Genomic DNA, 25,834 nt, shown 5'->3' with positions numbered 1-25,834 from the left:
TCCTCCCATGCCCCGAACAATTGACGCCCCCGTCACCGCGGACGACCTCGACCGAGCCGTCCGGCTCGCCGTGGACACACTGCGCGCTGCGCCGCCGTCCGGCTGGGACCGCAAGGCCGGTTCACTGGACTGGGACTGCTGGGAGACCGTCGAGCATCTGAGCGACGATCTCTTCGCCTATGCTGTCCAACTCGGCCCCAAGAACGCACCGTTGCATGCCGAAGTGCCGTTTCTCTGGGAGAGCCGCAGGCCCGGTGGCCCGGCCAACGCCGTCCATGCGGACCGTGCGGCAGGCCCCGACGGGCTGTTGCAAGTCCTGGAGTCGAGCGGTGCGCTGCTCGTCGCGATGGTGCGTACGACACCGGCAGCAGTGCGCTCGTACCACAGCTTCGGGGTCTCGGACCCGGAGGGCTTCGCGGCCATGGGAGTCGTCGAAACCCTGGTGCACACACACGATCTGGCCGACGGCCTCGGGCTCGCGTTCTCCGCACCCGACGGCCTGTGCGCCCGGGTTCTCGCGCGGCTCTTCCCCGACGCACCACGATCCACCGAGCCCTGGCCCACCCTGCTGTGGGCGACCGGACGCGGTGAACTGCCCGGCCGGCCACGCCTGGACACCTGGCGCTGGTACGGAGCGCCCCGGCCGCAGTGACCCGGATCAGGCCGTGCTGTTCCCTCCGGTCGTGGGGCGGGCGGCCGTGGGGCGGGCGCGCACATGTATTCGTTCGCCCTGCTTTCCGAACAGACTGAGGAATTCGACCGGTTCGGTGCCCGCGTTGGCGAAGGCGTGCGGGGTGCGGGTGTCGAACTCGGCCGCTTCACCCGCGGTGAGGACGAGATCGTGTGCGCCGAGGACCAGTCGGAGCCTGCCCGAGAGCACATAGAGCCAGTCGTACCCCTCGTGCACCCGCTGCTCCAGCTCCCCGGTGGCACCTTTCCCCGGAGGGAGCACCTGCTTGTAGGCGCTCAGCCCGCCGAGATGACGGGTCAGCGGGATGATGGTCATGCCGTGACGGCTGAAGGGGCGCGGGTGTACCCGGGGGTCGCCCGTCTCCGGTGCGTCCACGAGTTCGCCGAGCGGGACACCGTGCACCTTCGCCAGTGGCAGCAGAAGCTCCAGGGTAGGTCTGCGCTGCCCGGACTCCAGGCGCGACAGCGTGCTGAGTGAGATCCCGGTCGCCGCGCTGAGCTGGGCCAGCGTGGTGCCCCGCTGCCGGCGCAGGGCACGCAACCGGGGACCCACAGCCGTCAGCACCTGCGCGAAGTCGTTGTCCGCCATGCCTCCATTTGCCGTACCGGCAAGAATATTTGTCAAGTGAGGGGACGGCGGACGAGCATCCGCGGAGGATGCAGGTCCTGTCGATGCTGACCGGTGTGAGGATCACCGGCAGCAGGACACCTGCCATGAGGACACCAGAGAGGGCACACCGATGACCGACGACAGCGTCTCCGCCTCCGAAGCCGACCTCTGGGACGCCCGCTACCGCGAGAGCGAACGGATCTGGAGCGGAGACCCCAATGCCGCCCTGGTCCGCGAGACAACGGAGCTCAAGCCGGGCACCGCCCTGGACCTGGGATGCGGCGAAGGGGCGGATGCGATCTGGCTCGCCCGGCGGGGCTGGACCGTCACGGCCACCGACATCTCACGGGTGGCCCTGGGCCGTGCGGCCGAGCACGCCGCGGCTGCCGGCGTTTCCGGCCTGATCGACTTCCAGCAGCACGATCTCGGCGCCGGATTCCCGGCCGGCGTCTTCGACCTCGTGTCCGCGCAGTTCCTCCACTCGCACGGTGACATGCCGCGCGAACGGATCCTGCGAGAGGCCGTACAGGCCGTTGCCCCCGGCGGGGTGCTGCTGATCGTCGGACATGCCGGCCGGCCCCCGTGGGCGGGCGAATCGGATCAGGAGGCCCCTCTGCCCACGCCCGGCGAAGTCCTGGACTCACTCGAACTCCCGCACGGCGACTGGGAGGTACTGGTCAGCGAGGAGCACGAGCGGATCCAGAACGGCCCGGACGGAGAGCCCGCCACCCGGACCGACAACACGGTCAAGATCCGGCGTACGGCCGGCTGAGCGGCGGCGTGGGGCCTCCCCCGCGGAGCCACGAACCCCCCGGAGCGGGAGATATCCTGTTGATGTGACGATCGCGGCAGAAGCAGACGACCCCATGAAGGGGGAGGCGCACCCGGCTTCCGCGCAGCCTCGTCAGTTCATCGTGACGGTGTACGGCCTGTACTCCAGGACCGAGGGCGGATGGCTCTCCGTGGCGTCCCTGATCAGCCTGCTGTCGGATCTGGGCATCGACGCACCCGCCGTGCGGTCCTCCATCTCCCGGCTCAAACGGCGGGGCATCCTGCAGGCCGAACGACGGGACGGCGCGGCGGGCTACGCGCTCTCCGACGAGGGCATCGCGGTGCTGCGGGAGGGAGACCACCGGATCTTCCGGCGGCAGCGGGCGACCCTTGCCGACGGCTGGCTGCTGGCCGTGTTCTCCGTACCGGAGTCGGAACGCAGTAAGCGGCACCTGCTGCGTTCCCGGCTGGCCCGGCTCGGGTTCGGTACGGCCTCTTCGGGCGTCCATATCGCTCCCGCCCATCTCTACGACACCACGGCCGAGATGCTGCGCCGTCTGGAGCTGGACGGCTACGCGGATCTGTTCCGCGCCGACCATCTGGCCTTCCAGAACCTCGGGGACAAGGTCGGGCAGTGGTGGGACCTCGGCCGGCTGGAACTGCACTACGGCGAGTTCGTGCAGAAACACGCCGCAGTTCCGGAACGCGCGCCAGGGCCCCCGGGGAGGGGTGGCCGGGATGCCTTCGTCGACTACGTCCGTGTGCTGACCGACTGGCGGCAGCTTCCCTATCTCGACCCCGGGCTGCCCCAGGAACTGCTTCCTGCCGACTGGATCGGTATCCGGGCCGCGGATCTGTTCTTCACCCTGCAGACCCGCCTGGAGTCGGATGCCCGTGACTACGTGACGACGAGTCTGGCCCGCTGACCGGCCGCGCGGGCAACGGCTCCGCCGTGCCGCGCAGCTGCTGCGCGGCACGGCGGAGCCGGATGGGCTGCCGGTCAGACCTCGGCAGAGGCCAGAGCCGCCATCTCGCGGTCGACCGCCAGCTGATGTTCCTCGGCGTCCTGGCGTGCCTTCTTCGGGCTCCACCGGCCCGCCATCACGAAGACGAAGGGCAGGAAGAGAACTTGGCCGCCGACACAGATCCACCACCAGGTGCGCCATTCACCGGGCCCGTCCTCGGCTGCCTTCTGCACCCGCGGGCCGTACTCCTGCAACACCTTGAGCTGCGGTTGTGCCTTCTGCACCAGGGCCAGGTCCGCGGGGCCGACCTCCTTGACGGCGCGGGCTCCGAGGGCGGCCGGCATGGTCGCGGGGGTGTACTTGCCCATCTCCGCGAAGAGCTGCGGATGGGCCCGGACCACTGCCAGCGCGGGCCCTGCCTGGGTCTGCGCCGCGGTCACCTGGGCGCCGTGCTCCACCAGAGGGGTGACGGAGGTGACAACCGCCGGGATGCAGGCCGACGAAACGGCGACCACGATGCGGATGGTCCAGCCCCACACCGCAAGCCCCGCCGCTGTCGCCGCCGGATTGCGCTTCTCCACCGTCTCGGTGAAGCTCGCCATCCATGGCGCGTAGGCGATCCCGCTGAACACACCGATAGCGATGAACAACCAGGCGAAGGTGTAGTAACCGGTGCCCGCATGGGTGGCGCGCGTGGCGAAGACCGCCGTGGCCACCACGGTGCCGACACCACCTGCGATCATGAAGGGCTTACGCACTTTCAGCCGGTCCGAGAGCAGCCCCACCAGCACCAGAGCGATGGCGTTCGCCGCCCAGTACCAGTTGGCCAGCCCGTTGGTGCGCTGCTCGCTGAAGCCGTAGTTGGTGGCGAAGTAGACGACGAAGTTGCCGACCGCCGCGAAATACAGGAGCAGGAACGCGGAGATGGCGAAGGCGGAACCCAGGATGTCCAGGCGGAGCATGTGCCGCCACTCCCCGCGCCGAACCGACTCCGGGTCGATCCCCTTGGCGCGGGCCTCGACCAGAGCACGGTCCCGCAGGCTCACCATGATCTGATCCCGCAGCCCCGGCGAGAGCTCCCGCAGTGCGAAGAACGCCGCGACGAAGACGACCAGCCCGGCGGCGGCCGAGTAGCGCAGCTCGTCCTGCCAGCTGGACGAGGAGAGGGTGTTGCTGGTGACCGTGGTGACCACCAGGCTGCCCACGACCGGGCCCATCGTCCAGTAGCCCATCGCGGTGGCACGCCCGAGCTGCGGTGAGAAGTCCCTGATCAGTGCCGGCGTGGCCACCAGAACGATGCCCTCGATGAAGCTCACGAGTGCGAAGAGCACCAGATAGGCGGTCTTGCTCGACGCGTTCGGCAGCCCGAAGAAGACCAGCAGTGCGGCCACCAGGAGCCCGTACACCACCAGATTCGCCCGTCCCCACCGGTCGGCGAGACCGGCGAGCAGGGAGGCGAAGGCCCCGATGGCGTTGCCGATCACCGAGACCCAGATGAAGTACGGGTACGTCATGTGGAAGTGCGTGATGATCGACGTGGCCACGGCGTACTGGATGTACAGCATGTAATAGAGCACGACCGTGGTGACGACAACGATCGCCAGATATCCCATCCGCCGTCCGGTCGGCGGGTACTCCGCCAGGTCACGGCGGTAGAGCCGGGAGAGCGGGCCGCGGGAGCCGGCAGCCGGCACGTCCGGTGCGGGCCTCTCGGCATCGAAGGGCGTCGGGGCGACGGACATGCGACCTCCTGGGCGTCACAGAAACCGGGTGCGCTGCATCGGGGCGGCCTGGGCACGGCGGCCCGGCTCCGAGAGTGTGGCCAGAGAGTAGTACCGACTGGTCGGTACGCCTAGAGGAAGGACAAGGTCTTCCGCAGGGGATGCGAAAGAGCCGCCGGGCGCGGCGGAGAACCGGGCCCGCGCGGCTCAGCGGGAGGGAGGCGCCGGCGGCGCGGCCGTCCGGGCGGAGGCGCCCGGACCGGGTTTCACCGGGTCGACGCGGGTGCGAACCAGGTGGGTTCGACGGCGAGCGCCTGCTTGATCCTGGTCAGCGCGAACTCCGCCAGCTCGGGAAGTGCGTCCACAGCGAACCAGCCCACGTCGAGGGACTCGTCGTCGTTGACCCGCGCCCGGCCGCCGGTCGCCCTGCAGAGCATGCTGATGTCCATGAACTGGCAGTGGTCGCCGTTGGGGTACTCGATCTCCTTGAGCGCCTGTACGAGGATCACCCGCTCCGGCACGCACCGTACGGCTGTCTCCTCGTAGACCTCACGGACGGCTGTGTCCGCGGGCTGTTCGCCCGGTTCGGGGATGCCCCCGATGATCGACCATTTCCCGGTGTCGGCCCGACGGCCGAGCAACACCTGCCCCGCGTCGTCGAGGACGACGGCGCTCACCCCGGGCAGCAGCAGAAGCTGGTGGCCTGCGGTCGCGCGGATCTCACGGATGAAGTCGGGAGTAGCCATGGTCAGACCCTAATCGCCGCTACCCGCGCGACTTCACGGTGCGGGTCACCGCCCAGCCGACGCCGGCCGCGGCGAGTGCCACGAGCAGCCACTCGGGCAGCGTGCCGAGGCGGGTGGCCGGGGTCTGCGAAGAACGTTTGGGGACATTCGCGACCAGGGCGTCCGCGGTGAACATCCTGGTCTTCTGCGCGATCGATCCATCGGGCCTGATGACCGCGCTGACGCCCGTGGTGACCGGGACCATCACGGCCCTGCTGTGCTCGACGGCCCGCACCCGCGACATGGCGAGCTGCTGGTAGGTCATTTCGCTGCGGTCGAAGGTGGCGTTGTTGCTCGGTACGGAGATGATCTGCGCACCGGCCTTCACCTGGTCCCGCACCGCCCAGTCGAACGCGGCCTCGTAGCAGGTGACAGGGCCTACCCTGGTCCCCGCCATGTCGAAGTCGGCCGCCTTGTGGCCCGGTACGAAGTCCTTGCGTACCAGGTCCACGTCGGAGCTGAAGATCCGGAAGAACGAGCGGTACGGCATGTACTCGCCGAAGGGCTGGAGCTGCCGCTTGTTGTACGTGTCCACCGGGCCCTTCACCGGGTCCCACAGAATCTGCTGGTTCAGCGGGGAACCGGCGCCGTTGTGCGGCGTGACGACGGCGCCGACCGAGATGGGTGCCTTGATCGCTTTCGCCGCCCTGTCGATGGCGTCGTAGGCGTCGGCGTTGAGGTAGGGGTCGATGTCGGAGGAGTTCTCCGGCCACAGCACGAGATCGGGCTGCTTGGCGCGGCCCGCCCGGACATCGGCGGCCAGCTTGAGCGTCTCCCGTACGTGATGGTCGAGGACCGCACGGCGCTGGGTGGCGAAGTCGAGTCCCATCCGGGGCACATTGCCCTGGATCAGCGCGACGGTGGTGCTCCCGTCCTGTGCGCTGTTGTCGACCAGCGGCAGCGCCGCGAATCCGGCGACGACCGGTGCGAGGGCCAGCACGGCGGCGAACGCGATCCGCCGGTCGAGCAGCCGCCGTACCTCGGACCAGCGCCGTGCGGCTTCGGCCAGCCCGAAGCCGCACAGAACGACGGCGAAGCCCAGCAGCGGTGTGCCACCGACGGCGGCCAGCGGCAGGAACACACCATCGGGCTGGCCGAAGGCCACCTTGCCCCAGGGAAATCCGCCGAACGGCATCCGGGCGCGGAGCGCCTCGACGGCGATCCAGGCGCCGGCCGCCCACAACGGCGCCAGCGGAAGCCGGGAGACGTAGGCGATCCCCGCGCCCGCGACGGCGACGAACAGCGCCTCGACCGCCACGAGCCCCAGCCAGGGACCGGGGCCCACCTCGACACCCGTCCACACCAGCAGCGGAAGCAGATAACCCAGGCCCGCGAGATACCCGAGGCCGAGCCCGGTCCTCGCCCGGCGGCCGTGCAGGGCGGCACCGAGGATCGCGAAGGCGAAAGGCGCCAGCCACCACAGCGGTCGCGGCGGGAAGCTCGCGTACAGCAGCAGGCCGGACAGTGCGGCCGCCGCGGGTCTGGCCAGAGCACGGGCCAGCCTGCGGCCGCGCGATGCGCTGGAGGGCTGCGGGGCGAGCTGGTCCGGCTCGTCGAGGGAGGTGGTGGTGGCGCTCACCTGGCGGAGTCTACGGCGGGGCGGCGGGAATGCGGGAGCCCGGCCCCTGCGCCGTCCTGTTCAGGCTCCGGAGGACTTGCCGGTGGGCGAGAGGCGCAGCCGTTCCCGGATGATCCGCGCACCGGCCTCGGCATCGTCGACGGTGACGGTGAAGCTCAAGCCGTCGCCGAGGGTGAGGACCAGGCCCTCGCCACGGCGCACCACCACAGCCATCCCCTTCTCGGGGCGCCAGCGATAGCCCCAGCCGCCCCACTGCCGGGGGGTCACCTTCGGGGCGAACTCGGCGCCCACCACATGGTCGAGGAGAATCCTCCGGCGCGGCAGACCCACATAGCCGCAGCGCACCTCGAAACAGTTCTCGTCGACGACCACGGCCACATGGACGAAGGCGAGTGTGCCGTAGAGCATCAGCAGCCCGGCGGCCACGCATCCGACCACCGCCATCACCAACGGCACGCTGCCCGATGTCCACGCCGAATCCACAGCGAGCTCGATGCCGAGCGCCAGGCAAGCGGCGCCGGCCGCCGACAGCAGCCACTGCGCACGGTTGGTCGCACGGCCGGTCCAGACCCGGGCGGCAGGCTCGATGCGGTGCCTCATGCGAAGCAGCCTACCCACCATCCGCGCACCGGGCAGTGAGCCGACGGCGGGAATCGGACTCACATCGCCGGACTGACCGCCTGGAGCAGAAGGCCCTCCGGGTAGCTCAGCGCCGCTTCCGGCAACGCCGCTTCGCGTCCGCTGAGCAGCACGGTCAGCAGGCTGCTCGGGAGGGCCCCGGGCGCCGGTCCTGCCCCTGCCCGGCGCAGCGCCTGCGCGGCCACGGCATCCGCCGAACCGTACAGGGCGACCGCCGGGCCGCCCGGCTGCCGGACGGCCCTGCCGATCCGCTCGGTGACCAGCTCGTAGTGGGTGCAGCCGAGTACGACTGCCCTTACGTCCGGTGGAGTGAGAGCGGCCGCCGCGGTGATGGTTCGGCCGATGGCATCCTCGTCCGCGTGCTGGACGGCGTCGGCGAGCCCCGGGCAGGGCACCTCGGTGACGTTCGCACCGGCGGCGAACTGCTGGATCAGTCCGCGCTGGTAAGGGCTGCCGGTCGTCGCCGGCGTCGCCCAGATCGCGACGGTTCCGCCGGCCGCGGCGGCAGGCTTGATGGCGGGCACCGTACCGATGACCGGAATCTCCGGCTCCAGCTCTGCGCGGAGCGCGGGCAGCGCGTGTACGGACGCGGTGTTGCAGGCGATGATCAGGGCGTCGGGCCGGTGCACAGCGGCGGCGCGTGCCACGGCCAGGGCGCGGGCGGCGACATCGTGGGGCGCCCGGGGGCCCCAGGGCATGCCGTCGGGGTCGGACGACAGGACGAGATCCGCGTCGGGCCGCAGCCTCCGCACTGCGGCAGCCGCCGCGAGCAGTCCGATTCCGGAGTCCATGAGCGCGATCTTCACCCGGTCACCTTAGTCGACAGCCCTTACGAACCACCCGCGGTGGGGCAGACTTCGGCGGATGAGCGCCGTTGCCTGGACCGCTGCCGGATCGCTGGCCGTATGGATGTGGCTCCTGCTGGGGCAGGGCCTCTTCTGGCGTACGGATCAGCGGCTGCCACCGCACACCACGCCGGCCACCTGGCCCTCTGTCGCGGTGGTGGTGCCGGCCAGGGACGAGGCCGCGGTCCTGCCGATGAGCCTTCCCTCGCTGCTGGCTCAGGACTATCCCGGGGACGCCGAGATCTTCCTGGTCGACGACGGCAGCACCGACGGCACAGGCCAACTGGCGAGGGATCTGGCGGCACGCGGCTGCGGACTGCCGCTGACCGTCGTGTCCCCCGGTGAGCCGGACCCGGGGTGGACCGGAAAACTCTGGGCACTGCGGCACGGCATCAGTCTGGCCCGGGTCCGCGAACCGGAGTATCTGCTGCTCACGGACGCCGATATCGCCCATGAGCCGGACAGCCTGCGCGAACTGGTGTCGGCCGCCAGGTCGACCGGTCTCGACCTGGTGTCGCAGATGGCCCGTCTGCGGGTGGCCAGCTTCTGGGAACGTCTGGTGGTGCCCGCGTTCGTCTACTTCTTCGCTCAGCTCTACCCGTTCCGCTGGATCAACCGGCCCGGCGCCAGGACGGCGGCCGCAGCCGGTGGCTGTGTACTGCTGCGCACCGAGGCCGCCGAGCGGGCGCGTATCCCCGAGTCGATCCGGCAGTCGGTGATCGACGATGTGTCGCTGGCCAGGGCCGTGCAGCGCAGCGGCGGGCACATCTGGCTGGGTCTCGCGGAGCGGGTGGACAGTGTGCGGCCCTATCCCGGGCTGGGCGATCTGTGGCGGATGATCTCGCGCAGCGCCTATGCGCAGTTGCGTCACAACGTCCTGCTGCTCCTGGGCACCGTTCTCGGGCTATCGCTGATCTATCTCGCGCCACCCGCCGCACTGGCGGCGGGGCTGCGGTCGAACGACGCCCCGGCCGCCTGGGCAGGCGGCGTCGCCTGGCTGGTAATGGCGGGGACGTTCCTGCCGATGCTGGGTTACTACCGGCAGTCGCTGTGGCTGGCACCGCTGCTGCCCTTCATCGCGCTGCTCTACCTGCTGATGACGGTCGACTCGGCGGTCCAGCACTACCGCGGGCGCGGCGCCGCCTGGAAGGGCCGCACCTACGCCCGCCCGGGGCCCGACACCGGCCCCCGGGCGGCACAGGACGGCTGACGCCGCCCGCTACTTCCTGCCCGGGGTCCAGTTCATGCCCCAGCCGTACGCCTGGTCGACGGTGCGCTGCGGGCTGACGCCCCTCGCGGGCACCAGATAGCGGGCCTCGCGCTGGATGACGAGATCGCCGCCGTTGCTGGTGATGAGGGCGAGCGCGCAGACCGTCGACGGCACGGTGCACTCGTCGAGGGAGAAGTCGATCGCCGCGCCGTTCTGCGGCTGGAGAGTGACCGTCGCGTGCAGGTCGGCGAAGCTCCTGGCGCCTTCGTAGATGGTCACGAAGATCAGGACCCTGCGGATCCTTTCCTTCTGGTCGAGGTTGACCGTGAGGTTCTCACCGGCCGACACGGACCCGGTGCGGTCGTCGCCGTCGAGATGGATGTACGGCGGCCGGCTGAGCGAGCCGAATGCGTTGCCGAGTGCCTGGACGACGCCCTTGCGGCCGTCCGTCAGCTCGTACAGCGCACAGAGGTCCAGGTCGAGATCGGCGTGCATCGCCACGGCCCGGCCGAGTTTGGCCCCCCAGCCCTTGAACTGCTTGCGTACTTCCCAGTTCAGATTGACCCGCATGGAACCCGATGTGCCGCCCTGTTTGGCAAGCGAGACCCTCGGCGCCTCCTTGGTCAGGGTGACTTTGCTCAGCCGTACAGGCGCGGGTGCGGCAGGCGGAGCAACCGGAGGGGGCGGGGGCGCGGGCGCGGCCTGCGGCACGGGAGGTGCTGCGGGGGAGAGCGGCGCCGGGGGCGCCGGCTGCTGCCTCTCGTCCACGCTGATGCCGAAATCCGTGGCCAGACCTTCGAGACCGCTGTCGTACCCCTGCCCTACCGCACGGAACTTCCAGGCGCCCTGGCGCCGGTAGAGCTCGCCGAGCAGGAAGGCCGTCTCCGCGGTCGCGTCCTGGCTGTCGAACCGGGCGACCTCCGCGCCGCTCTGTGCGTCGAGCAGCCGGATGTAGAGGCCCGGCACCCGGCCGAAACTGCCGCCGTCGGCCGATGCGGCGAGGACCACCCGCTCGATGCCGGGTTCCACCCGGGCGAGATCCACCCAGAGCGTGTCCGTCACCAGGTCTCCGGCCTGCTTCTTCCCTTCGTGGCGCACGGCGCCCGACGCGTGCCCCGGCTGGTTGTAAAAGACGAAGTCCGCGTCCGACCGCACCTTTCCCGACGCCAGCAACAGCGCCGAGGCATCGACGTCCGGCACCCCCGGCCCCGGCCTCCAACCCAATTCGACCCGCACGGCCTGAGCCGTCACCGGAACATTGGTTCCCTTAAGCATTGACATGCTCGCCCCCAACTGGCGCCGTGAAGCCGACGATTTCCCTGTGGCCAACCTAATCGCAGGTGCCGCGGTGTGCTCCTGAACGGCACAGGAAGATCGTCCGGCAGCGCGTCGGCGACCCGCCGGTAACCCCCCTGCGAGCAGGCCCGTACCCGATCCGGGCACAATCTGACGACCGTTTTTGCCAAGTTCGCTCGCATTGGGGATCCGTGGTCACACCGAACCCGCAAAACAACCCTCTTATCGGTCTCCCCAATCAGCACATCGTGGGCTTTACTTATGTGCCATGACGTCCCCCCGCGCGACCTACGGCGGCGGTTACTACTCCGCGCCGTCCTTCCCGGACACCCCTATCTACGATTCTCTCGTCGCAGAGCGGGGCACCCCTCAGATCGCTCCGATCCGAGTCCCGTCCGCTTATGACACCGGTAACAGCTATCTGCCGGCCCTGCCCTCCGCGCTGCCCGCGCTGCCGGCCGGTCCCTCGCAGCACGCTCCCGCCTATGGCTATCCGCAGACCATGGCGCAGCCGGTACCGGTGCAGCACGCACAGGGTCCGTACATTCCGCAGCAGGCTTCGGCGCCCCGCGGCTATCCGGGACCCCAGCAGTACCAGCAGCCGCAGCGCCCGGCCGGCGGCTCCGGGTACGAGACGATGCGCCCCGCGGCGCCCAGGCCGGCGCCATCGCCGTACGACGATCCCTACAACCGCCCGTACCAGGGGCGCGGATACTGAGTCGGCGCCAAGCGCGTCCGGGCCGGATGGCAGGATGGCCTCCATGTCTCCTGCCGGTCGTGCGGTACTGCACGGGATCCACGTCTATCCGGTCAAGTCGCTAGCGGGCCATGCACCGGACTCGGTGATCGCCGAGCCCTGGGGGCCGGCCGCCGACCGCCGGTGGATGGTGGTGGATGCGGAAGGGACAGCCGTCACCCAACGCCAGCAGCCACGGCTGGCGTTGGCCGGCGCGGAGCCGCTCCCCCACGGGGAGGTCCGGCTCACCGCGCCAGGACATGAGGCGCTGAGAGTCCGGGTGCCCGAACCGGTGAGCACCATCGGTGTACAGCTCTTCGGCGACAAGATCGATGCCGTGCCGGCCGGCCCCGTCGCCGACGCCTGGTTCAGCGGCTATCTCGGCGCGGATGTACGCCTCGTCCATCTCGACGCCCCCGCTCAGCGCCGGGCGATCGACCCGCAGTACGCACAGCCGGGTGAGACGGTCAGTCTCGCCGACGGCTATCCGCTGCTGCTCACCTCTGTCGCCTCGCTCGACGCCCTCAATGCCCTCATCGCACAGGGCGACCTTCCGCACGAGGGCCCGCTGCCGATGGACCGTTTCCGGCCGAGCGTGGTCGTGGCAGGAGCGCCGGCCTGGGCTGAGGACGGCTGGGTCCGCATCGCCATGGGCGATGTCCCGTTCCGGGTGGCCAAACCCTGCGGCCGCTGCGTCGTGACCACGACCGACCAGCGCACCGCGGCGCGCGGCAGAGAACCTCTGCGTACCCTGGCCCGCCACCGCCGGGTGCGGAGCGAATTGCTGTTCGGCCAGAATCTCGTCCCTGAAGGCACCGGGGTCATTCGTGTCGGTGATCCGGTGCATATCCTCGAATGAGAGCCGCCGCTCAGGGAACTCACAGATACGGCAGACGCGTTGAAAGCGGTGACGTTGCTCGCTCCTCGCTCCACCCGCGCGCAGGCCGCGGCTCCGTGGGGCAATGACGGACGCGGAAGGGAAGGGGGTGCAGGACCGTGCGAACGGCTTCCGGCGTGTGGCGTTGGCGGCACAACCCCCTGCGCCGTGGGACCGACCTCGCCGAGGCGTGGGTCGCTCTTGTCGCGGTCCTGCTGATCGTGCTGGCCGTCCCCGTCGTCGGCTGGTTCTGCGGGACGGTCGCGGACGGCACGCTGCGCGATCTGGCGCAAGCCCAGCACCGGCACCGGCATCCGACCACCGCCACCGTCGTCCGCGCGCTGCCGGGACGGTCCCCGGTGCCGAACCCCGACGGGGCCGCCGACGCGGCGCCCCGTGGCCGGGCCGCCGTTCACTGGACAGGCGTGGACGGCAGAAGACACACCGGGGCACTCTCCACCTTCAGACGTCACGACTCCCCCGGTGACCGGTTGCGCATCTGGACGGACGATCACGGAAGGATCGTCACCCCGCCGATGGGCCCGGCCACCACCCGGGCCCATGCGGTGCTCGCCGGATTCGGCGCGGCAGCTGCGGCAGCCGGAATCGTCGTCGCCGGGCGCCGGCTGGTCGTATGGCGGCTCGTTCAGCGGCGGTACGTCCGTATCGACCGCGACTGGGCCGAAGCCGGTCCTGACTGGGGACGTACGGGCACCGGCAGCTGAGACCGGCTCTTGCGTCAACTCCCGCGTCCCGCGCGCGCTACGGTGGGGCGAGATCCTTCGGGCACACGAGGTGGGGGCACAACAGCGCCATGGCACAGGGCACGGTCCAGGTGACGTACACCGGCACATCGAGGTGGCGGCGCCGCACAGGCGAGTACGCCTCGCTCTCCGCAGCCCTGGAGGCCGCAGGCGACGGCGATGTCCTCACGGTCGCCCCCGGTACCTACCGCGAAAATCTCGTCGTCCGGCACGCCGTCACCCTGCGCGGGAGTGAGGGCGCGGCCGGATCGGTGCGGATCGCCCCGGCGGACGGTATCCCGCTCACGGTGCGGGCTTCGGCCGTCGTGCAGGATCTCCAGATCGAGGGCCAGGACTCGGCAGCTCCCGCCCTGCTCGTCGAGGAGGGCACCCCCGAACTGCTCGCGCTGCGGATCGTCACCCGCTCCGCCGTCGGAGTCGAGGTGCGCGGTGCGGCCAGGCCCACCGTCCGGCGCTGCACCGTCGACAATCCGGCGGGCGTCGGTATCGGGGTACTCGACGGCGCGGGCGGGGTGTTCGAGGACTGCGAGGTGGTCGCGGCAGGCCAGTCCGGTGTCTCCGTGCACGGAGGCGCGCACCCCCGTCTCGAACGCTGCCGCATCCACCACTCGTCCGGCGCGGGGCTGAGTGTCACCGGCGAAGGCAGCGGTCTTGAGGCAGTGGGCTGCGAGGTGTACGAGGTCAAGGGCACCGGGGTGCAGATCGCCTCACGGGCCGCCGCACATCTCACCGACTGCACCGTGCACCGCACATCGGCCGACGGGATAACCCTCGACACCGACGCGGTGCTGACCCTGTCCGACTGCGACATCCACGACATCCCGGAGAACGCGGTCGATCTGCGTTCGCGTTCGGTGCTGACGCTGACCCGGTCGACAGTGCGCCGCTTCGGCCGCAACGGGCTCTCCGTCTGGGACCCGGGCACCCGGGTGGACGCCAACCAGTGCGAGATCCATGACAGTACCGGCGACTACCCCGCCGTCTGGGTCAGCGACGGCGCGACCGTCGTGCTGGACTCGTGCCGGGTGCACGACGTACCGGACGCAATCTTCGTACTGGACCGCGGATCGCGGGCCGATGTCGTCGACAGCGATCTGTCCCAGGTCCGCAACACGGCGGTGTCGGTGAGCGACGGCGCCACCGCCCAGCTCGACGACTGCCGTATCCGGGAGGCCTCCACCGGTGCGTGGTTCCGCGACCACGGCAGCGGCGGCACCCTGAGCGGCTGCACCATCGATGCGGCCCAGACGGGTGTCATCGTCACGAAGGGCGCCGATCCGCGGATCGAGCGGTGCACGGTCACTTCGCCGACCGAGGCCGGCTTCTATGTCTCGGCCGAGGGCCGCGGCGCCTTCCACAACTGCCGGGTGACCGGCAGCAGCGGCTACGGCTTCCACGTCATAGACGGTTGCCGCACCACCCTGACCCGCTGCCGCACCGAGCGGTGTGCCCGCGGCGGTTACGAATTCGCCGACGGCGGCGCCTCGAACGCCGACGGCAGGAGCGGCGGCCCCGTCGTGGAGGACTGCACCAGCGACGAGAGCGGTGTGCTGACCGAACCGCAGGCAGCTCCCGCCGTGGTGACCGCGACCCGGACCACCGGGCTGCTCGGCACGGTCCCCGACCAGCGTCCCGATGAGCCGGCTGCCGCCGCGCCTGCGGCCACCGGCGGTGTGGCCAGGTCCTCATCGGACGTGCTCGGTGAACTCGACACCCTGGTAGGCCTGGAGAGCGTCAAACGGGAGGTGCGCGCCCTCACGGACATGATCGAGATCGGCCGCAGGCGCCTGGCCGCCGGTCTCAAGGCCGCGTCGGCCCGCCGTCACCTGGTCTTCACCGGCTCCCCGGGCACCGGCAAGACGACGGTGGCCCGGCTGTACGGCGAGATCCTGGCTTCCCTCGGAGTGCTGGAGCGCGGGCATCTCGTCGAGGTGTCCCGTGTCGATCTGGTCGGCGAGCACATCGGTTCGACCGCCATCCGCACCCAGGAGGCCTTCGACCGGGCGCGCGGCGGGGTGCTGTTCATCGATGAGGCGTACGCGCTCTCCCCTGAGGACTCGGGACGTGATTTCGGCAAGGAGGCCATCGACACGCTGGTGAAACTGATGGAGGACCACCGGGAGGCGGTGGTGGTGATCGTGGCCGGCTACACGGCGGAGATGGAGCGCTTCCTGGGCGTCAACCCCGGTGTCGCGTCCCGTTTCTCACGGACCATCACGTTCAGCGACTACACCCCCGACGAATTGCTGCGGATCGTCGGTCAGCAGGCCGACGAGCATGAGTACCAGCTCGGCCCCGGCGCACCCGAGGCGCTGTTGAAGTACTTCGGCGCGCTGCCCAGGGGGCCCGGTTTCGGCAATGGGCGCACCGCCCGCCAGACCTTCGAGTCGATGGTGGAGCGGCACGCCGGCCGGGTCGCCCAGTTCTCCGAGATGTCCACCGACGATCTCAGTCTGCTGTTCGCCGAGGATCTGCCGGACATGCCCTGACCTGTTCCACGGGCCCCGCCCCGGCACCCGCCTGGCGGGGTACCGGCGCCGAGAGCCGTGTCAGCAGTGCCGCGCGTTCCTCGGCGAACACCGGGTCCGCCTGGTAGTCGCAGTGCCCCAGGATCGGGGCGGGCAGGGGATGTTCTCGCGTTCTTCCGTAGGCGGCCGGATCCAGCAGCGGGCCGCGGTCCACGTCCCCTCCCGGCATCACCCGCCCGCCGATCGGGTCCGTGGCGCGCCACAGATTGCGCCAGCACTGCACTTCGCGGTGCAGGCCATCGAGGGCTGCCGGGCCGAAGTAGGCCGGAAACCACCGTCCGTAGAGCCGCTCCAGCGGGGAACCGTACGTGAGCAGCGCGACCTTGTGCCGGGTACGGGCAGGAAGCTGCCAGACCGCCGCGGCCGCCAGGACGCTGCCCTGGGAGTGGCCCGAGATGACCACTCTGCCCCCGGTGACATCGGTCCAGGTGAACATCCGCCAGGTCAGATCGGGGACGGCACGCTCGGCGTAGCAGGGCGGGGCGAAAGGGTGCGCCGCGCGCGGCCAGAACGTGCCGACGTCCCAGAGGATTCCCACACTTCGCCGGGCGGAGGCATCACGGTAGGCCCGCCTGCCCCAGGTCACGAACAGTATGAAGCCGAGACCCACCAGCCAGGACCCGATGGCCTGTACGGACTGCGCGGCGGAGGCGATCAGGGCGGGGGCCGGCTGAGCGGCCAGGCCCGGCACCTCCCCGCTCGTCCAGGCTCCGAACACCGCGCCCGCACCGAGCAGCAGGGTGGCGACGGCGATGATGCCGAGGAGGGACGGAGCGGAGTCGGTGAGCCTGGCCCTTGCCAGGACACCCGCGATCTGCCGGGTCCGCACGGTGTCGGGGGTCTCCCCGGGGTAGTCGTTCATCAGTGTTCCCGCGATGCGGTGCCGGCTGCGCCGGGTACGGACCGCGTAGAAGCCTGCCGGCACCAGCAGCACCAGCAGCAGCACCGGGATCACCGAGGCCTGCCAGCTGAGCAGCACGGGAGGCCCCACGATGGAACTCCGCCTGCCCATGCCGGGGGTACCGGGCCCGTCGAGCCAGTCGGCCATCCGCTGGGCGACACCGCCTGTCATCACCCCGGCCAGAGCACAGGCGAGCAGAGCGACGGCAGGTCCGCCCTGTCCGCCCAGTGCGCTGCGGCGGCGGGGCGCCCGGCGGTGAAGTGCCAGCGCGGCCACGGTCAGTGCGACCACCAGAGCCAGCTGGGTGAGGGTGATGATCCCGAAGGTCCGGTCGCCCGGGAGGGTGCCGTGCGACGCCCAGCCGGGACGGGACCAGGCGGCATAGCAGACGGACAGCAGGAGCAGGACGATCCCGCCTCCCGGCAGCAGGGTGACGACGGCCCGGTCGAGCTCCTTGTCCAGCCGGGACTCGGTCCGGCCTCTGCGGCACACCACCCAGACCACCACTCCGGCCGCCACCAGCAGTGCCGCTTCCAGAAGCCGGCCTGCGGCCTCCATGAGCGGGCGGGCCGAGCGGTGGTCGAACTCGGCTGTGGCGACCGTGAGAGCGGCGCCCACCGTCAGGAATCCGGCGGCGGTGTGTGCGGCACGCAGCCGCGCCACGAGCCTGCGTCCGTACCAGAACCCGGGTGTGCCGAGCGCGGGCCGTCCGGTCGGTCCGGGGTCCTGGTCGCCGGTCCTGAGCTCCCCGCCCAGCGGCTGCTGGGACTCGTACGCGCCCCAGGTGCGGTTGGAGAGGTACCACAGCAATGCCGTCAGGCCGGTGGGCGCCGTCGCGGCCAGCGCCAGCCGCCGGCCGGGCTGGGACCACCAGCCGCCCCGCGCGGCGGCGAGGAAACCCAGCCAGGACCTCTGGTCCGTGCAGGCCGGCGACCCCGCGCACTGCCAGGCCGTCAGATCGAGCGCGACCTCGCACACCGCGGCCACCAGCAGCACGGTGAGGCTGAGTGCGACAAGCCGCACCAGCACCCCGTACAGCCGGACGGTCCGGCGCATCCCGGGATTCGGGGGAAGCATCCAGTGGGCGAGGTTGACCACCATGAAGGGGAGCAGCAGCAGCCACAGGGCGCGTGCGCTGTTGCCGGAGGTGAGATTGGACCAGACATACGCCTCGGGGATCGGCCGGTCCCGGTACCGCTCGGGGTGTTCAGCGGCGTCGGCGTCCGCGGTGCGGCGGAAGACCGCCGCCGTACCGTCGCCGCTGACCCGGACCGTGCGCGGATCTCCGAGCATCTCCTGCGGGGTCGCCCCGCCGACACCGTGGACCAGCAGTTCGAGCGCGGGGTCCCCGTTCTCCGGGGCAGGTGAGGGTGATGACACGGCGGTGGCCCTCTCTCGTGAAGGGCGCCTTCGGCGGGCGCGGGGTCCGTCGTCGTCGCGCAGGGCGATGACCCATCGCGCGGCTCCCTCTGAATCTCCCCCCGGGACAACCCTGGCAACCAGTGGGGCATCCGGGAACACCGCGTGCGAGGATGAGGGACCTGCCGGACACCATGGAAGGACCGGACCTGTCGGTGAGCGAGAATCAGAATCTGCTCGCGGAGCAGCGGCGCGCCCTGATCCTCGACGAGGTCCGGCGTCGGGGCGGTGTCCGGGTGAACGAACTCACCCGCAAGCTCAAGGTCTCGGACATGACCGTCCGACGGGACCTCGACGCGCTGGCGAGGCAGGGCGTCCTCGAGAAGGTGCACGGCGGCGCGGTGCCGTTGGTCGAGGCTTCGACGCACGAGCCCGGGTTCGAGGCCAAGTCGGGTCTCGAACTGAGCGCCAAGGAGGACATCGCGCGGGCCGCCGCCGCGATGGCCGTGCCGGGCAGCGCGATCGCGCTGTCGGGAGGCACCACGACGTTCGCACTGGCCCATCAGCTGCTGGACGTGCCCGACCTGACCGTGGTCACCAATTCGGTGCGGGTCGCCGACGTGTTCCACACCGCGCAGCAGGTTCTCGGCGGAAGCGGACACCGCCCGGGAGCCGCCACCGTGGTGCTCACAGGCGGGGTGCGGACGCCTTCGGACTCCCTGGTGGGCCCGGTGGCCGACCAGGCGATCAGGTCGCTTCACTTCGATGTGCTGTTCCTGGGTGTGCACGGCATATCAGCCGAGGCGGGTCTGTCCACGCCGAATCTCGCCGAGGCCGAGACCAACCGGCGGTTCGTGCAGTCCGCGAGGCGGGTGGTGGTCGTCGCCGACCACACCAAGTGGGGCACGGTGGGCCTGAGTTCCTTCGCGACGCTGGACGACGTGGACACCTATGTCACCGACGCCGGGTTGTCCGCCGAGGCCCGTGAGGAGATCGCCGAGTCCCTGCCCGGCCTGGTCGTGGCGGGCGGGGCCGACTGAGGAGGGACCCGCGGGTGCCGGTGTCCCCGCGAAGCGGCGGCCAGCGGCCCGCCCTCGTGCTCACCCTGCCCGCTGCCGCCCCGCAGGCTGCCGTACTGATCCTGCACGGCGGACGGGCCGAGGGTCCGGAGCCGCCCCCCGCGTGGAACCTGCCGGGTGCCAGGATGCGTCCGTTCGCCGCCGGGATCGCCTGCGCCACCGCCGGCCATGCCGTGGTCGGCCGGGTGCGGTACCGCTACCGCGGCTGGAACGGTGCGCGCGCCGACGCCGCCCAGGACGCGCTGCGCGCGCTCGATGAACTCGCCGAGGCAGCGGGTTCGCTGCCAGTGGTACTCGTGGGGCATTCCATGGGTGGCCGCGCGGCCCTGCGCGCCGCGGAGCATCCCCTGGTGCGGGCCGTGGTCGGCCTGGCTCCGTGGTGTCCTGCCGCGGAGCCGGTGGACCAGCTGGCCGGCCGCCGGATCGTACTGCTGCACGGTGACCGCGACAGAACCACCGACCCCCGCGACAGCGCCGGGTACGCCGGGCGCGCCAGAGCCGCGGGCGCCGAGGCCTGCGCCCTGACGATCTGCGGAGGCGACCACGCGATGATCCGCAGAGCACGGACCTGGCACGGCCTCACGGCCCGTACGGTCTCCGGACTGCTGGGCTTCGCCCCCCTGCCTGACGAGGTCGCGCACGCCCTGGAGACCGGCGAGCCGCGGAGCCTGTGAGGGCCGCAGGCCGACCGGATCAGCGCTCGGCACTCCGGCCGACCTTCACCGCCCAGGCGATCAGCGGCAATTGGAGGGGCAGCCGCGCCAGCGCGGCAGCCCTGAACGGCATCGGCCGGTTCCGCCAGTCGTAGGCCATCTGCACATTCGCCGGGAACACCGCGGCGAAGAAGCCCGCGGCGGCGCGTGCTCCGGCCTGCCGGGTGGCGGGGAGCGCGACGGCGGTCGCCAGCACAAGCTCGGCCACCCCGCTGACCTTGGTGTAGGTCCGGGCCTCGCCGGGCAGCCAGGCCGGGATCGTCTCGTCGAACGGGCGGGGGGCCAGAAGATGCATGGCGCCCGCCCCGGCGAGCAGTGCGGCCAGACATGTCGCCGAGCGGTCGGTGGCGGACATGGGGCGCCCTCCTGTGGTCCTGGTGTGCGGATGCGTCCGACTGATTCTTACTGCCCAGTAGCCGAAACGGAAAGCCCGGTTGCCGGCCGTCCGACGAGCGGAACCCGACGGGGCAGACAGCTGATGCGCCGTCAGCTATGGTGTGCTGGCCCGTCCACCATCCAGCTCCGGAGGTACGGCCGATGCCTCATCGACTCCGCCCCGTGGGCCTCGACTTCGTCGAGTCCGCGCCGCTGCGCCTGGTCTTCGCCGCCGGGGTGTCGGCCGAGCCCGAGCGTGTCTACCGGGCACTGGCCCAGGAGACCAGTGCCTGGCCGGACTGGTTCGGCGCCGTGACGCTGGCCCGCCCCACCGCGGGAGGCCGGGAGGTACGGCTCAGGGGCGGCGCCCGGTTCCAGGAGTCGGTGCTCGCGGCCGAACCCCCGGCCCGGTACGCCTATCGGGCCGATGAGAGCAGCGCACCCGGGCTGCACGCGCTGCTCGAGGAATGGCGGCTGACCGCCACCGAATCGGGGACCCGCGTCCAGTGGACCGTCGCTGCCGACGGTGGCGCGCCCCTGGTCACCGGACTGCGGATCGGGCGGGCGGGACTGCGGCACGCCTTCCACGGCGCCATGCGCGCACTTGACCGCAGACTCACGGCCGGAGTGGCACGGGACGCGCCCTTCACCAAGTCCAGCGACCGGTAGCCAGCAGCCGTTCGATGGCCGCGGCGTAGGGGGTGATGTCGAGCCCCTGCTCCTCGAGCCAGCTGTCGGAGTAGTACTTGTCGAGATACCGCTCACCCGGGTCGCAGAGCAGCGTGACGACACTGCCCGTCCGCCCCTCGGCCACCATCTCGGCAATGATCTTCAGTGCACCCCAGAGACCGGTACCGGTGGACCCTCCCGCCTTCCGGCCGATGGCACTGTCCAGAGCGCGGACCGCGGCCACGCTCGCGGCATCCGGCACCTTCATCATCCGGTCGATGGCACCGGGCACGAAGCTCGGCTCCATCCGGGGTCTGCCGATCCCCTCGATGCGTGATCCGCAGTCACTGCTCGCAGAGGAGTCACCGTTGGCCCAGCCTTCGAAGAAGCAGGAGTTCTCCGGATCGGGTACGCAGATACGGGTGTCGTACTGCATGTAGTGCACATAGCGGGCGATGGTCGCCGATGTGCCGCCGGTGCCCGCGGTCGCGACGATCCAGGCGGGCTCCGGGTACCGCTCCAGCCTGAGCTGCTGGTAGATGGACTCGGCGATGTTGTTGTTGCCGCGCCAGTCCGTCGCCCGCTCCGCGTAGGTGAACTGGTCGATGTAGTGGCCGCCGGTGCCGGCGGCGAGGGACGCGGCTTCCTGGTACATCTTCCGGGAGTCGTCCACGAAGTGGCACCGGCCGCCGTGAAATTCGATCAGCCGGCACTTCTCCGCGCTCGTGGTGCGCGGCATCACCGCGATGAACGGGATGCCGATCAGCTTGGCGAAGTACGCCTCGGAGACAGCAGTCGACCCACTGGACGCCTCGATGACCGGCTTGCCGGGCCGGATCCAGCCGTTGCACAACCCGTGGAGGAAGAGCGAGCGGGCGAGCCGGTGCTTCAGGCTGCCCGTGGGGTGAGTGGACTCGTCCTTGAGATAGAGATCGATGCCCCACCCCTCGGGAAGCGGAAACCGCAGCAGATGGGTGTCGGCGGAGCGATTCGCGTCGGCCTGGACTTTGCGCACGGCCTCTTTCAGCCAGGCCCGGTACTCCGGATCACTGTGATCGATGTCGATGGTTGCCGCAGCTGCGGCACCCGATCCCTGCTCCGCTGTGTTCACTCGCGCTTCTCCTCACCATGCCCACTCGTAGTTCCCATCGGCCACCATAGGCCCCTCACCTGCACAAACATTTACTTTGACCCCCCATAGGACCCGCTTGTGCGATAACGGCTCGAACCGGCACATGCCAATACAGTCCGCGGGCCCCCGTGCACTGGTGCGCAGGGCTCCGTCCCGGCAGACTGCCCGGAGGGAATCCACACAAAGGGGCAGGGGACAGCCATGGCGGAGACGGAATTCACTGCGACGGGCGTACGGATCGAACGCTGGCCCCGCTCGCTCACCCGAGCCGGCCAAGTCCTGATCAAGGACGGCAGATTGGCGCTGCTCACCAGCAACGGACGCGAGATCGACAGCGCCCCGCTCGGTGCGGTCAGCGCCGCCAGGCCCTTGTTCGCGGGGGTGGGCCGGATGGTGGCGACCGTGAACGGCACCCGCTACCGGCTGACGATGGGACAGCGCAATGTGCGGTTGGACAGCGCGAAGGCGGCCGGACGGTTCCTGGACGCGGTCCGCGGGGGGCGGCACTGAGGGGCCCGCGAGTTGCGAAGCCGTATGCCCTGGGGGACCCTGATCTCGCATCACTCAGGGTTTGCCGGCGGTCACGCTGAGAACAACCCCCCGCCGGGCCACTTCGTCTTCTTCCGGACCTCATTCGGGGAGTCGCAGCCGTGATCACCCAACCAGCCAGGCATTGCGCCGTGGAGCTCCAGGCTCTGCCGGCCCGCATCGGACAAGTCCGCAGAATCGTTTCGGCCCAATTGCGTTACTGGCATCTCGATCCGCTGATCGACCAAGCGGCTCTCGGTGTCACCGAGTTGCTCACCAACGTTCACCGCCACGCCGAGCCGGACAAGCTCTGCACGGTCGAGATGGACCTGCTGCTCGACCGCCTCACGGTGTCCGTCCGTGACCACGACCCGCGGATACCCACAGTGCACAACGCCGATCAGTTCGCCACCTGCGGACGGGGTCTGTCCCTGATCGCCGCTGTCAGCGAGAGCTGGGGAGTCCGGCCTCAGGGCGCCGAGGGGAAGACCGTCTGGTTCACCCTGCCGGCGCCGTCGCCTGCCACCGCGGGATCCGCCGGCGCGCTGTACGGGGCGACCACGCCCGGACCGTTCGCCGAGCCGCAGCCCGCCGCCCGGTCGGCGCTGGTGAGCTGACCGGGCGGCGCGAGACACAGGACGCGCCCATCAGGACATACCCCTGGACGCGGGACCGAACTGCTCGTCCAGGACGGACAGCCGGCGCCAGTACTCGTCCTCGTCGATCTCGCCCGCGGCGAAGCGGCGTCCGAGGACCGCGATGGGCGCGTGCCCACCCGAGGCGCCGCGCATCTGCGCCGGACCCCTCCGGCCCCGCCACGCGGTGCGGCGCAGCACCGTGACAACGGCGCCGGCAGCGATCGCCCAGAAGAGCGGGAAGAGCAGGATCCACGGGCCGGGGCCGCCCGAGAAGGCCAGCGTGTTCATATCGGTTCATCTCCTTGGTGGGGATCGCTCCTTACTGATGCCCAGCGTCGCCCCACGAAGGGGTCCGTGGCGTCGTACGGGCAGCGGCTCCCCGCGTACGACCGCGGGAGTACACGGGGAGCCGGCGGGCCCTGCACACGGCATCGGCCCGCCCACGGCGTCGGCCCGAATTCCCTGATATTTGTACCTACTAGTATGTACAGTGAGTGCGCACCCACCACTTCAGGGAGTTCACCTCACGTGCACATCACCAGGAACCGACCGGACAGCCTGCCCGGCCCGGCCCGGAACTTCACCGGGACCGTCTGGCTGGACGAGATAGCCGACCCCGGAGCCCCTTCCCGGCTCGTGGTCATGAACGTGCACTTCGCGCCGGGCGCCCGCACCGCCTGGCACCGGCATCCGCACGGCCAGGTGCTGCACGTCACCGAAGGCCAGGGACTGGTACGGCGCAGGGGCGGCCCGGCGGAGACCGTGCGCTCGGGAGACACCGTGTGGATCGAACCGGGCGAATGGCACTGGCACGGCGCCGCACCGCGGAGCTTCATGACCCACCTCGCCGTGGTGGAAGCCGCGGACGACGGCACCACCATCGACTGGGCAGCACCGGTCGGCGACGACGAATACCCGGCCTGAGAGCCTGAGGAGCCCGCCATGCATGCGATGCACTACGAGATCACCCTGCCCGCCGACTACGACATGGAGATCATCCGCAAGCGGGTGGCCACCAAGGGGCACCTGCTCGACGGCTTTCCCGGCCTCGGCCTGAAGGCCTATCTGATGCGTGAACGCGGCGACGGGTCGCCCGTGAACGAGTACGCGCCGTTCTACCTGTGGGCGACCACGGAAGCGATGAACTCCTTTCTCCTGGGACCGGGTTTCCAGGCTCTCGTCCAGGACTTCGGACGTCCTGGCGTGCAGCACTGGACGGGTCTCGCATATGAGGACGGCCCCGCGTCAACAGCCGTGCCGCGTAACGCCGTACGGCAAAGAGAGCGCCTGGCCCGGGATGTCGCCCCTGCGGCGGCCGTCGACGAGGCAGTCGCACGGACACAGGATCTGAGCCGTCTCGACGGCGTTGTCTGCACGGCGCTCGCCGTCGATCCGCACCACTGGGAGCTGGTGCACTTCACACTCTGGGAGAACGCCGTACCGCCGCAGGTCCTGGGCGACCGTTTCCAGGTGCTCCACCTGAGCCAGCCCGAGCGCTCCGCACTGACCCGGGGCAGGCAGTGGTGAACCTCGTCCGTACGGTGCTCGGGGACGTTCCGGCTGGGGAGTTGGGCCTCACCGACGCTCATGACCACCTCTTCATACGCAGCCCGCGCCTGCCCGGCCAGGAACTGGACGACCCCGTGAGGGCCGCCGATGTGCTGCACGAATTCCGCACGCTGGGCGGGCAGTCGGTGGTGCAGTGGACGCCGTACGGCATGGGGCGCGAAGCCACCGCCCTCGCGGCGCTCGCCCGCAGGAGCGGGGCTCATCTGGTGGCGGCGACGGGACTGCACCAGGCGGCGCACTACGCACCAGAACTGCTCGGTGGGATCGTCGGTTCGCTCGCCGAACTGTTTGTGTCGGAGCTGACGGAGGGCATCGGCTCCAGCGGTGTCCGCGCCGGGTTGATCAAAGTCGCCGGAAGCTTCCACGGTCTTGACGCGCACGCCGAGAAGACCATGCGGGCGGCCGCGCAGGCCCATCACCGGACCGGCGCGCCCATCGCGGTACACCTGGAGCTCGGCACGGGCGCGATGGACGTGCTCGACCTGCTGTGCGCGCGGCTGGGTGTGCCGCCCGAGCATGTGGTGCTCGGCCATCTCGGCCGCTCCCCCGACACCGCTGCGCACCGCGAGGCGGCGGAGTCGGGAGCGTTCCTCGCCTTCGACGGGCCGGCTCGGGCCACCCACGCCACCGACTGGCGGCTGCCCGAACTGCTGGGCTCGCTGGCGGACGCCGGTTACGGCGACCGGCTGCTGCTCGGCGGCGACACGACGACGCCGGAGACCCCGGGTATGCCGTATCTGCTCCGGCGCCTGCGCCCGCGGCTGGAAAAGACCCTGGGCCCGGCTCTGATGAAACAGATCCTCGTCGGCAATCCGGCCCGCGCCTTCGCCCTGGCCTGCCCTGCCGGACCCTGAT

Annotated in this window: 26 protein-coding genes and 1 pseudogene; 16 read left to right on the top strand and 11 right to left on the bottom strand. The window is 70.6% G+C overall.

What is annotated here, in order from left to right:
• The first annotated feature begins 7 nt into the window (after positions 1 to 7).
• The gene (locus tag OHS16_RS28690; protein WP_328540147.1) at positions 8 to 652 is read left to right on the top strand and encodes a maleylpyruvate isomerase N-terminal domain-containing protein; all 645 of its coding nucleotides are present in this window, start codon (positions 8 to 10) and stop codon (positions 650 to 652) included.
• 6 nt (positions 653 to 658) lie between these two features.
• Here the strand turns inward: OHS16_RS28690 and OHS16_RS28685 are convergent, their stop codons facing one another.
• On the bottom strand, positions 659 to 1,279 hold the full coding sequence (locus OHS16_RS28685) for a helix-turn-helix domain-containing protein (RefSeq protein WP_328540146.1): 621 nt from the start codon (positions 1,277 to 1,279) through the stop codon (positions 659 to 661).
• 151 nt (positions 1,280 to 1,430) lie between these two features.
• Here OHS16_RS28685 and OHS16_RS28680 point away from each other — a divergent pair, with 151 nt between their 5' ends.
• Both OHS16_RS28680 and OHS16_RS28675 read left to right on the top strand, forming a co-directional pair.
• Positions 1,431 to 2,072 (top strand): class I SAM-dependent methyltransferase, encoded by a 642-nt coding sequence (locus tag OHS16_RS28680; protein ID WP_328540145.1) that lies wholly within the window; start codon positions 1,431 to 1,433, stop codon positions 2,070 to 2,072.
• A gap of 94 nt (positions 2,073 to 2,166) precedes the next feature.
• On the top strand, positions 2,167 to 2,997 hold the full coding sequence (locus OHS16_RS28675) for a PaaX family transcriptional regulator (protein ID WP_443042804.1): 831 nt from the start codon (positions 2,167 to 2,169) through the stop codon (positions 2,995 to 2,997).
• 74 nt (positions 2,998 to 3,071) lie between these two features.
• On the opposite strand, the gene OHS16_RS28670 is transcribed toward OHS16_RS28675, so the two are convergent.
• The 5 genes from OHS16_RS28670 to OHS16_RS28650 form a co-directional block, all read right to left on the bottom strand.
• The gene (locus tag OHS16_RS28670; RefSeq protein WP_328540143.1) at positions 3,072 to 4,778 is read right to left on the bottom strand and encodes an MFS transporter; all 1,707 of its coding nucleotides are present in this window, start codon (positions 4,776 to 4,778) and stop codon (positions 3,072 to 3,074) included.
• Positions 4,779 to 5,023: 245 nt separating this feature from the next.
• Positions 5,024 to 5,503 (bottom strand): NUDIX hydrolase, encoded by a 480-nt coding sequence (locus tag OHS16_RS28665; RefSeq protein WP_328540142.1) that lies wholly within the window; start codon positions 5,501 to 5,503, stop codon positions 5,024 to 5,026.
• Between the two features lie 19 nt (positions 5,504 to 5,522).
• Positions 5,523 to 7,121, bottom strand: coding sequence for an apolipoprotein N-acyltransferase (lnt, locus tag OHS16_RS28660; protein WP_328540141.1), 1,599 nt, complete (start codon positions 7,119 to 7,121; stop codon positions 5,523 to 5,525).
• 60 nt (positions 7,122 to 7,181) lie between these two features.
• Positions 7,182 to 7,721: a hypothetical protein gene (locus OHS16_RS28655; protein WP_328540140.1), complete on the bottom strand. Its 540-nt coding sequence runs from the start codon at positions 7,719 to 7,721 to the stop codon at positions 7,182 to 7,184.
• A 59-nt stretch (positions 7,722 to 7,780) separates the two neighbouring features.
• A complete protein-coding gene (locus OHS16_RS28650; RefSeq protein ID WP_328540139.1) occupies positions 7,781 to 8,566 on the bottom strand; it encodes a glutamate racemase in 786 nt (261 codons plus the stop codon).
• Positions 8,567 to 8,624: 58 nt separating this feature from the next.
• On the opposite strand from OHS16_RS28650, the gene OHS16_RS28645 reads away from it, so the two are divergent.
• Positions 8,625 to 9,815 (top strand): glycosyltransferase, encoded by a 1,191-nt coding sequence (locus OHS16_RS28645; RefSeq protein ID WP_328540138.1) that lies wholly within the window; start codon positions 8,625 to 8,627, stop codon positions 9,813 to 9,815.
• Between the two features lie 9 nt (positions 9,816 to 9,824).
• On the opposite strand, the gene OHS16_RS28640 is transcribed toward OHS16_RS28645, so the two are convergent.
• Entirely contained in the window at positions 9,825 to 11,096 is a 1,272-nt protein-coding gene (locus tag OHS16_RS28640) for a TerD family protein (RefSeq protein ID WP_328540137.1), read from the bottom strand.
• A gap of 283 nt (positions 11,097 to 11,379) precedes the next feature.
• Between OHS16_RS28640 and OHS16_RS28635 the strand changes: the two genes are divergently transcribed.
• The 4 genes from OHS16_RS28635 (at position 11,380) to OHS16_RS28620 (ending at position 15,977) form a co-directional block, all read left to right on the top strand.
• The gene (locus OHS16_RS28635; protein WP_328540136.1) at positions 11,380 to 11,829 is read left to right on the top strand and encodes a DUF6643 family protein; all 450 of its coding nucleotides are present in this window, start codon (positions 11,380 to 11,382) and stop codon (positions 11,827 to 11,829) included.
• A gap of 43 nt (positions 11,830 to 11,872) precedes the next feature.
• Positions 11,873 to 12,706, top strand: coding sequence for an MOSC domain-containing protein (locus tag OHS16_RS28630; protein WP_328540135.1), 834 nt, complete (start codon positions 11,873 to 11,875; stop codon positions 12,704 to 12,706).
• 137 nt (positions 12,707 to 12,843) lie between these two features.
• Positions 12,844 to 13,449: an Rv1733c family protein gene (locus OHS16_RS28625; protein ID WP_328540134.1), complete on the top strand. Its 606-nt coding sequence runs from the start codon at positions 12,844 to 12,846 to the stop codon at positions 13,447 to 13,449.
• Between the two features lie 89 nt (positions 13,450 to 13,538).
• On the top strand, positions 13,539 to 15,977 hold the full coding sequence (locus OHS16_RS28620; protein ID WP_328540133.1) for a right-handed parallel beta-helix repeat-containing protein: 2,439 nt from the start codon (positions 13,539 to 13,541) through the stop codon (positions 15,975 to 15,977).
• On the opposite strand, the pseudogene OHS16_RS28615 reads toward OHS16_RS28620, so the two are convergent.
• Positions 15,950 to 18,297, bottom strand: a pseudogene (locus OHS16_RS28615) (hypothetical protein); the annotation flags it as partial. The gene OHS16_RS28620 and the pseudogene OHS16_RS28615 overlap by 28 nt on opposite strands.
• Positions 18,298 to 18,491: 194 nt before the next feature.
• On the opposite strand from OHS16_RS28615, the gene OHS16_RS28610 reads away from it, so the two are divergent.
• Together OHS16_RS28610 and OHS16_RS28605 are read left to right on the top strand one after the other, a co-directional pair.
• A complete protein-coding gene (locus OHS16_RS28610; protein WP_328540131.1) occupies positions 18,492 to 19,316 on the top strand; it encodes a DeoR/GlpR family DNA-binding transcription regulator in 825 nt (274 codons plus the stop codon).
• 14 nt (positions 19,317 to 19,330) lie between these two features.
• Positions 19,331 to 20,029, top strand: a complete 699-nt coding sequence (locus tag OHS16_RS28605; RefSeq protein WP_328540130.1) for an alpha/beta hydrolase — start codon at positions 19,331 to 19,333, stop codon at positions 20,027 to 20,029.
• Positions 20,030 to 20,048: 19 nt separating this feature from the next.
• Here the strand turns inward: OHS16_RS28605 and OHS16_RS28600 are convergent, their stop codons facing one another.
• The gene (locus OHS16_RS28600; protein WP_328540129.1) at positions 20,049 to 20,423 is read right to left on the bottom strand and encodes a DoxX family protein; all 375 of its coding nucleotides are present in this window, start codon (positions 20,421 to 20,423) and stop codon (positions 20,049 to 20,051) included.
• 182 nt (positions 20,424 to 20,605) lie between these two features.
• On the opposite strand from OHS16_RS28600, the gene OHS16_RS28595 reads away from it, so the two are divergent.
• Entirely contained in the window at positions 20,606 to 21,112 is a 507-nt protein-coding gene (locus OHS16_RS28595; protein WP_328540128.1) for an SRPBCC family protein, read from the top strand.
• Here the strand turns inward: OHS16_RS28595 and OHS16_RS28590 are convergent.
• Positions 21,090 to 22,223 (bottom strand): PLP-dependent cysteine synthase family protein, encoded by a 1,134-nt coding sequence (locus tag OHS16_RS28590; RefSeq protein ID WP_328540127.1) that lies wholly within the window; start codon positions 22,221 to 22,223, stop codon positions 21,090 to 21,092. The two genes, OHS16_RS28595 and OHS16_RS28590, sit on opposite strands and share 23 nt — an antisense overlap.
• Positions 22,224 to 22,445: 222 nt before the next feature.
• Between OHS16_RS28590 and OHS16_RS28585 the strand changes: the two genes are divergently transcribed.
• Positions 22,446 to 22,754 carry a hypothetical protein gene (locus OHS16_RS28585; RefSeq protein WP_328540126.1) on the top strand — a complete coding sequence of 103 codons (309 nt, stop codon included), beginning with the start codon at positions 22,446 to 22,448 and terminating at the stop codon, positions 22,752 to 22,754.
• Between the two features lie 140 nt (positions 22,755 to 22,894).
• Positions 22,895 to 23,389 carry an ATP-binding protein gene (locus OHS16_RS28580; RefSeq protein WP_328540125.1) on the top strand — a complete coding sequence of 165 codons (495 nt, stop codon included), beginning with the start codon at positions 22,895 to 22,897 and terminating at the stop codon, positions 23,387 to 23,389.
• Positions 23,390 to 23,419: 30 nt separating this feature from the next.
• Here the strand turns inward: OHS16_RS28580 and OHS16_RS28575 are convergent, their stop codons facing one another.
• The gene (locus OHS16_RS28575) at positions 23,420 to 23,698 is read right to left on the bottom strand and encodes an SHOCT domain-containing protein (RefSeq protein ID WP_328540124.1); all 279 of its coding nucleotides are present in this window, start codon (positions 23,696 to 23,698) and stop codon (positions 23,420 to 23,422) included.
• A gap of 240 nt (positions 23,699 to 23,938) precedes the next feature.
• Between OHS16_RS28575 and OHS16_RS28570 the strand changes: the two genes are divergently transcribed.
• From OHS16_RS28570 to OHS16_RS28560, 3 genes are read left to right on the top strand one after another with little or no spacing between them, the layout of a single operon-like run.
• Positions 23,939 to 24,334: a (R)-mandelonitrile lyase gene (locus OHS16_RS28570; protein WP_328540123.1), complete on the top strand. Its 396-nt coding sequence runs from the start codon at positions 23,939 to 23,941 to the stop codon at positions 24,332 to 24,334.
• An 18-nt stretch (positions 24,335 to 24,352) separates the two neighbouring features.
• A complete protein-coding gene (locus OHS16_RS28565) occupies positions 24,353 to 24,937 on the top strand; it encodes a DUF4865 family protein (protein WP_328540122.1) in 585 nt (194 codons plus the stop codon).
• The gene (locus tag OHS16_RS28560; protein ID WP_328541022.1) at positions 24,934 to 25,833 is read left to right on the top strand and encodes a phosphotriesterase family protein; all 900 of its coding nucleotides are present in this window, start codon (positions 24,934 to 24,936) and stop codon (positions 25,831 to 25,833) included. The genes OHS16_RS28565 and OHS16_RS28560 overlap by 4 nt, the downstream gene beginning before the upstream one ends.
• Position 25,834 lies beyond the last annotated feature (1 nt).

The organism is Streptomyces sp. NBC_00344, from assembly GCF_036088315.1.
GTDB lineage: Bacteria > Actinomycetota > Actinomycetes > Streptomycetales > Streptomycetaceae > Streptomyces.
This window is presented reverse-complemented; position numbering and strand designations above follow the sequence as displayed.

Bases quoted from the DNA above. Each gene is read 5' to 3' on its own strand.
- OHS16_RS28675 (WP_443042804.1), top strand. From the start codon at position 2,167: ATGAAGGGGGAGGCGCACCCGGCTTCCGCGCAGCCTCGTCAGTTCATC.
- OHS16_RS28630 (WP_328540135.1), top strand. From the start codon at position 11,873: ATGTCTCCTGCCGGTCGTGCGGTACTGCACGGGATCCACGTCTATCCG.
- OHS16_RS28640 (WP_328540137.1), bottom strand. From the start codon at position 11,096: ATGTCAATGCTTAAGGGAACCAATGTTCCGGTGACGGCTCAGGCCGTG.
- OHS16_RS28565 (WP_328540122.1), top strand. From the start codon at position 24,353: ATGCATGCGATGCACTACGAGATCACCCTGCCCGCCGACTACGACATG.
- OHS16_RS28600 (WP_328540129.1), bottom strand. From the start codon at position 20,423: ATGTCCGCCACCGACCGCTCGGCGACATGTCTGGCCGCACTGCTCGCC.
- OHS16_RS28585 (WP_328540126.1), top strand. From the start codon at position 22,446: ATGGCGGAGACGGAATTCACTGCGACGGGCGTACGGATCGAACGCTGG.
- OHS16_RS28680 (WP_328540145.1), top strand. From the start codon at position 1,431: ATGACCGACGACAGCGTCTCCGCCTCCGAAGCCGACCTCTGGGACGCC.
- OHS16_RS28665 (WP_328540142.1), bottom strand. From the start codon at position 5,503: ATGGCTACTCCCGACTTCATCCGTGAGATCCGCGCGACCGCAGGCCAC.
- OHS16_RS28575 (WP_328540124.1), bottom strand. From the start codon at position 23,698: ATGAACACGCTGGCCTTCTCGGGCGGCCCCGGCCCGTGGATCCTGCTC.
- OHS16_RS28690 (WP_328540147.1), top strand. From the start codon at position 8: ATGCCCCGAACAATTGACGCCCCCGTCACCGCGGACGACCTCGACCGA.
- OHS16_RS28595 (WP_328540128.1), top strand. From the start codon at position 20,606: ATGCCTCATCGACTCCGCCCCGTGGGCCTCGACTTCGTCGAGTCCGCG.
- OHS16_RS28620 (WP_328540133.1), top strand. From the start codon at position 13,539: ATGGCACAGGGCACGGTCCAGGTGACGTACACCGGCACATCGAGGTGG.
- OHS16_RS28670 (WP_328540143.1), bottom strand. From the start codon at position 4,778: ATGTCCGTCGCCCCGACGCCCTTCGATGCCGAGAGGCCCGCACCGGAC.
- OHS16_RS28635 (WP_328540136.1), top strand. From the start codon at position 11,380: ATGACGTCCCCCCGCGCGACCTACGGCGGCGGTTACTACTCCGCGCCG.
- OHS16_RS28645 (WP_328540138.1), top strand. From the start codon at position 8,625: ATGAGCGCCGTTGCCTGGACCGCTGCCGGATCGCTGGCCGTATGGATG.
- OHS16_RS28685 (WP_328540146.1), bottom strand. From the start codon at position 1,279: ATGGCGGACAACGACTTCGCGCAGGTGCTGACGGCTGTGGGTCCCCGG.
- OHS16_RS28655 (WP_328540140.1), bottom strand. From the start codon at position 7,721: ATGAGGCACCGCATCGAGCCTGCCGCCCGGGTCTGGACCGGCCGTGCG.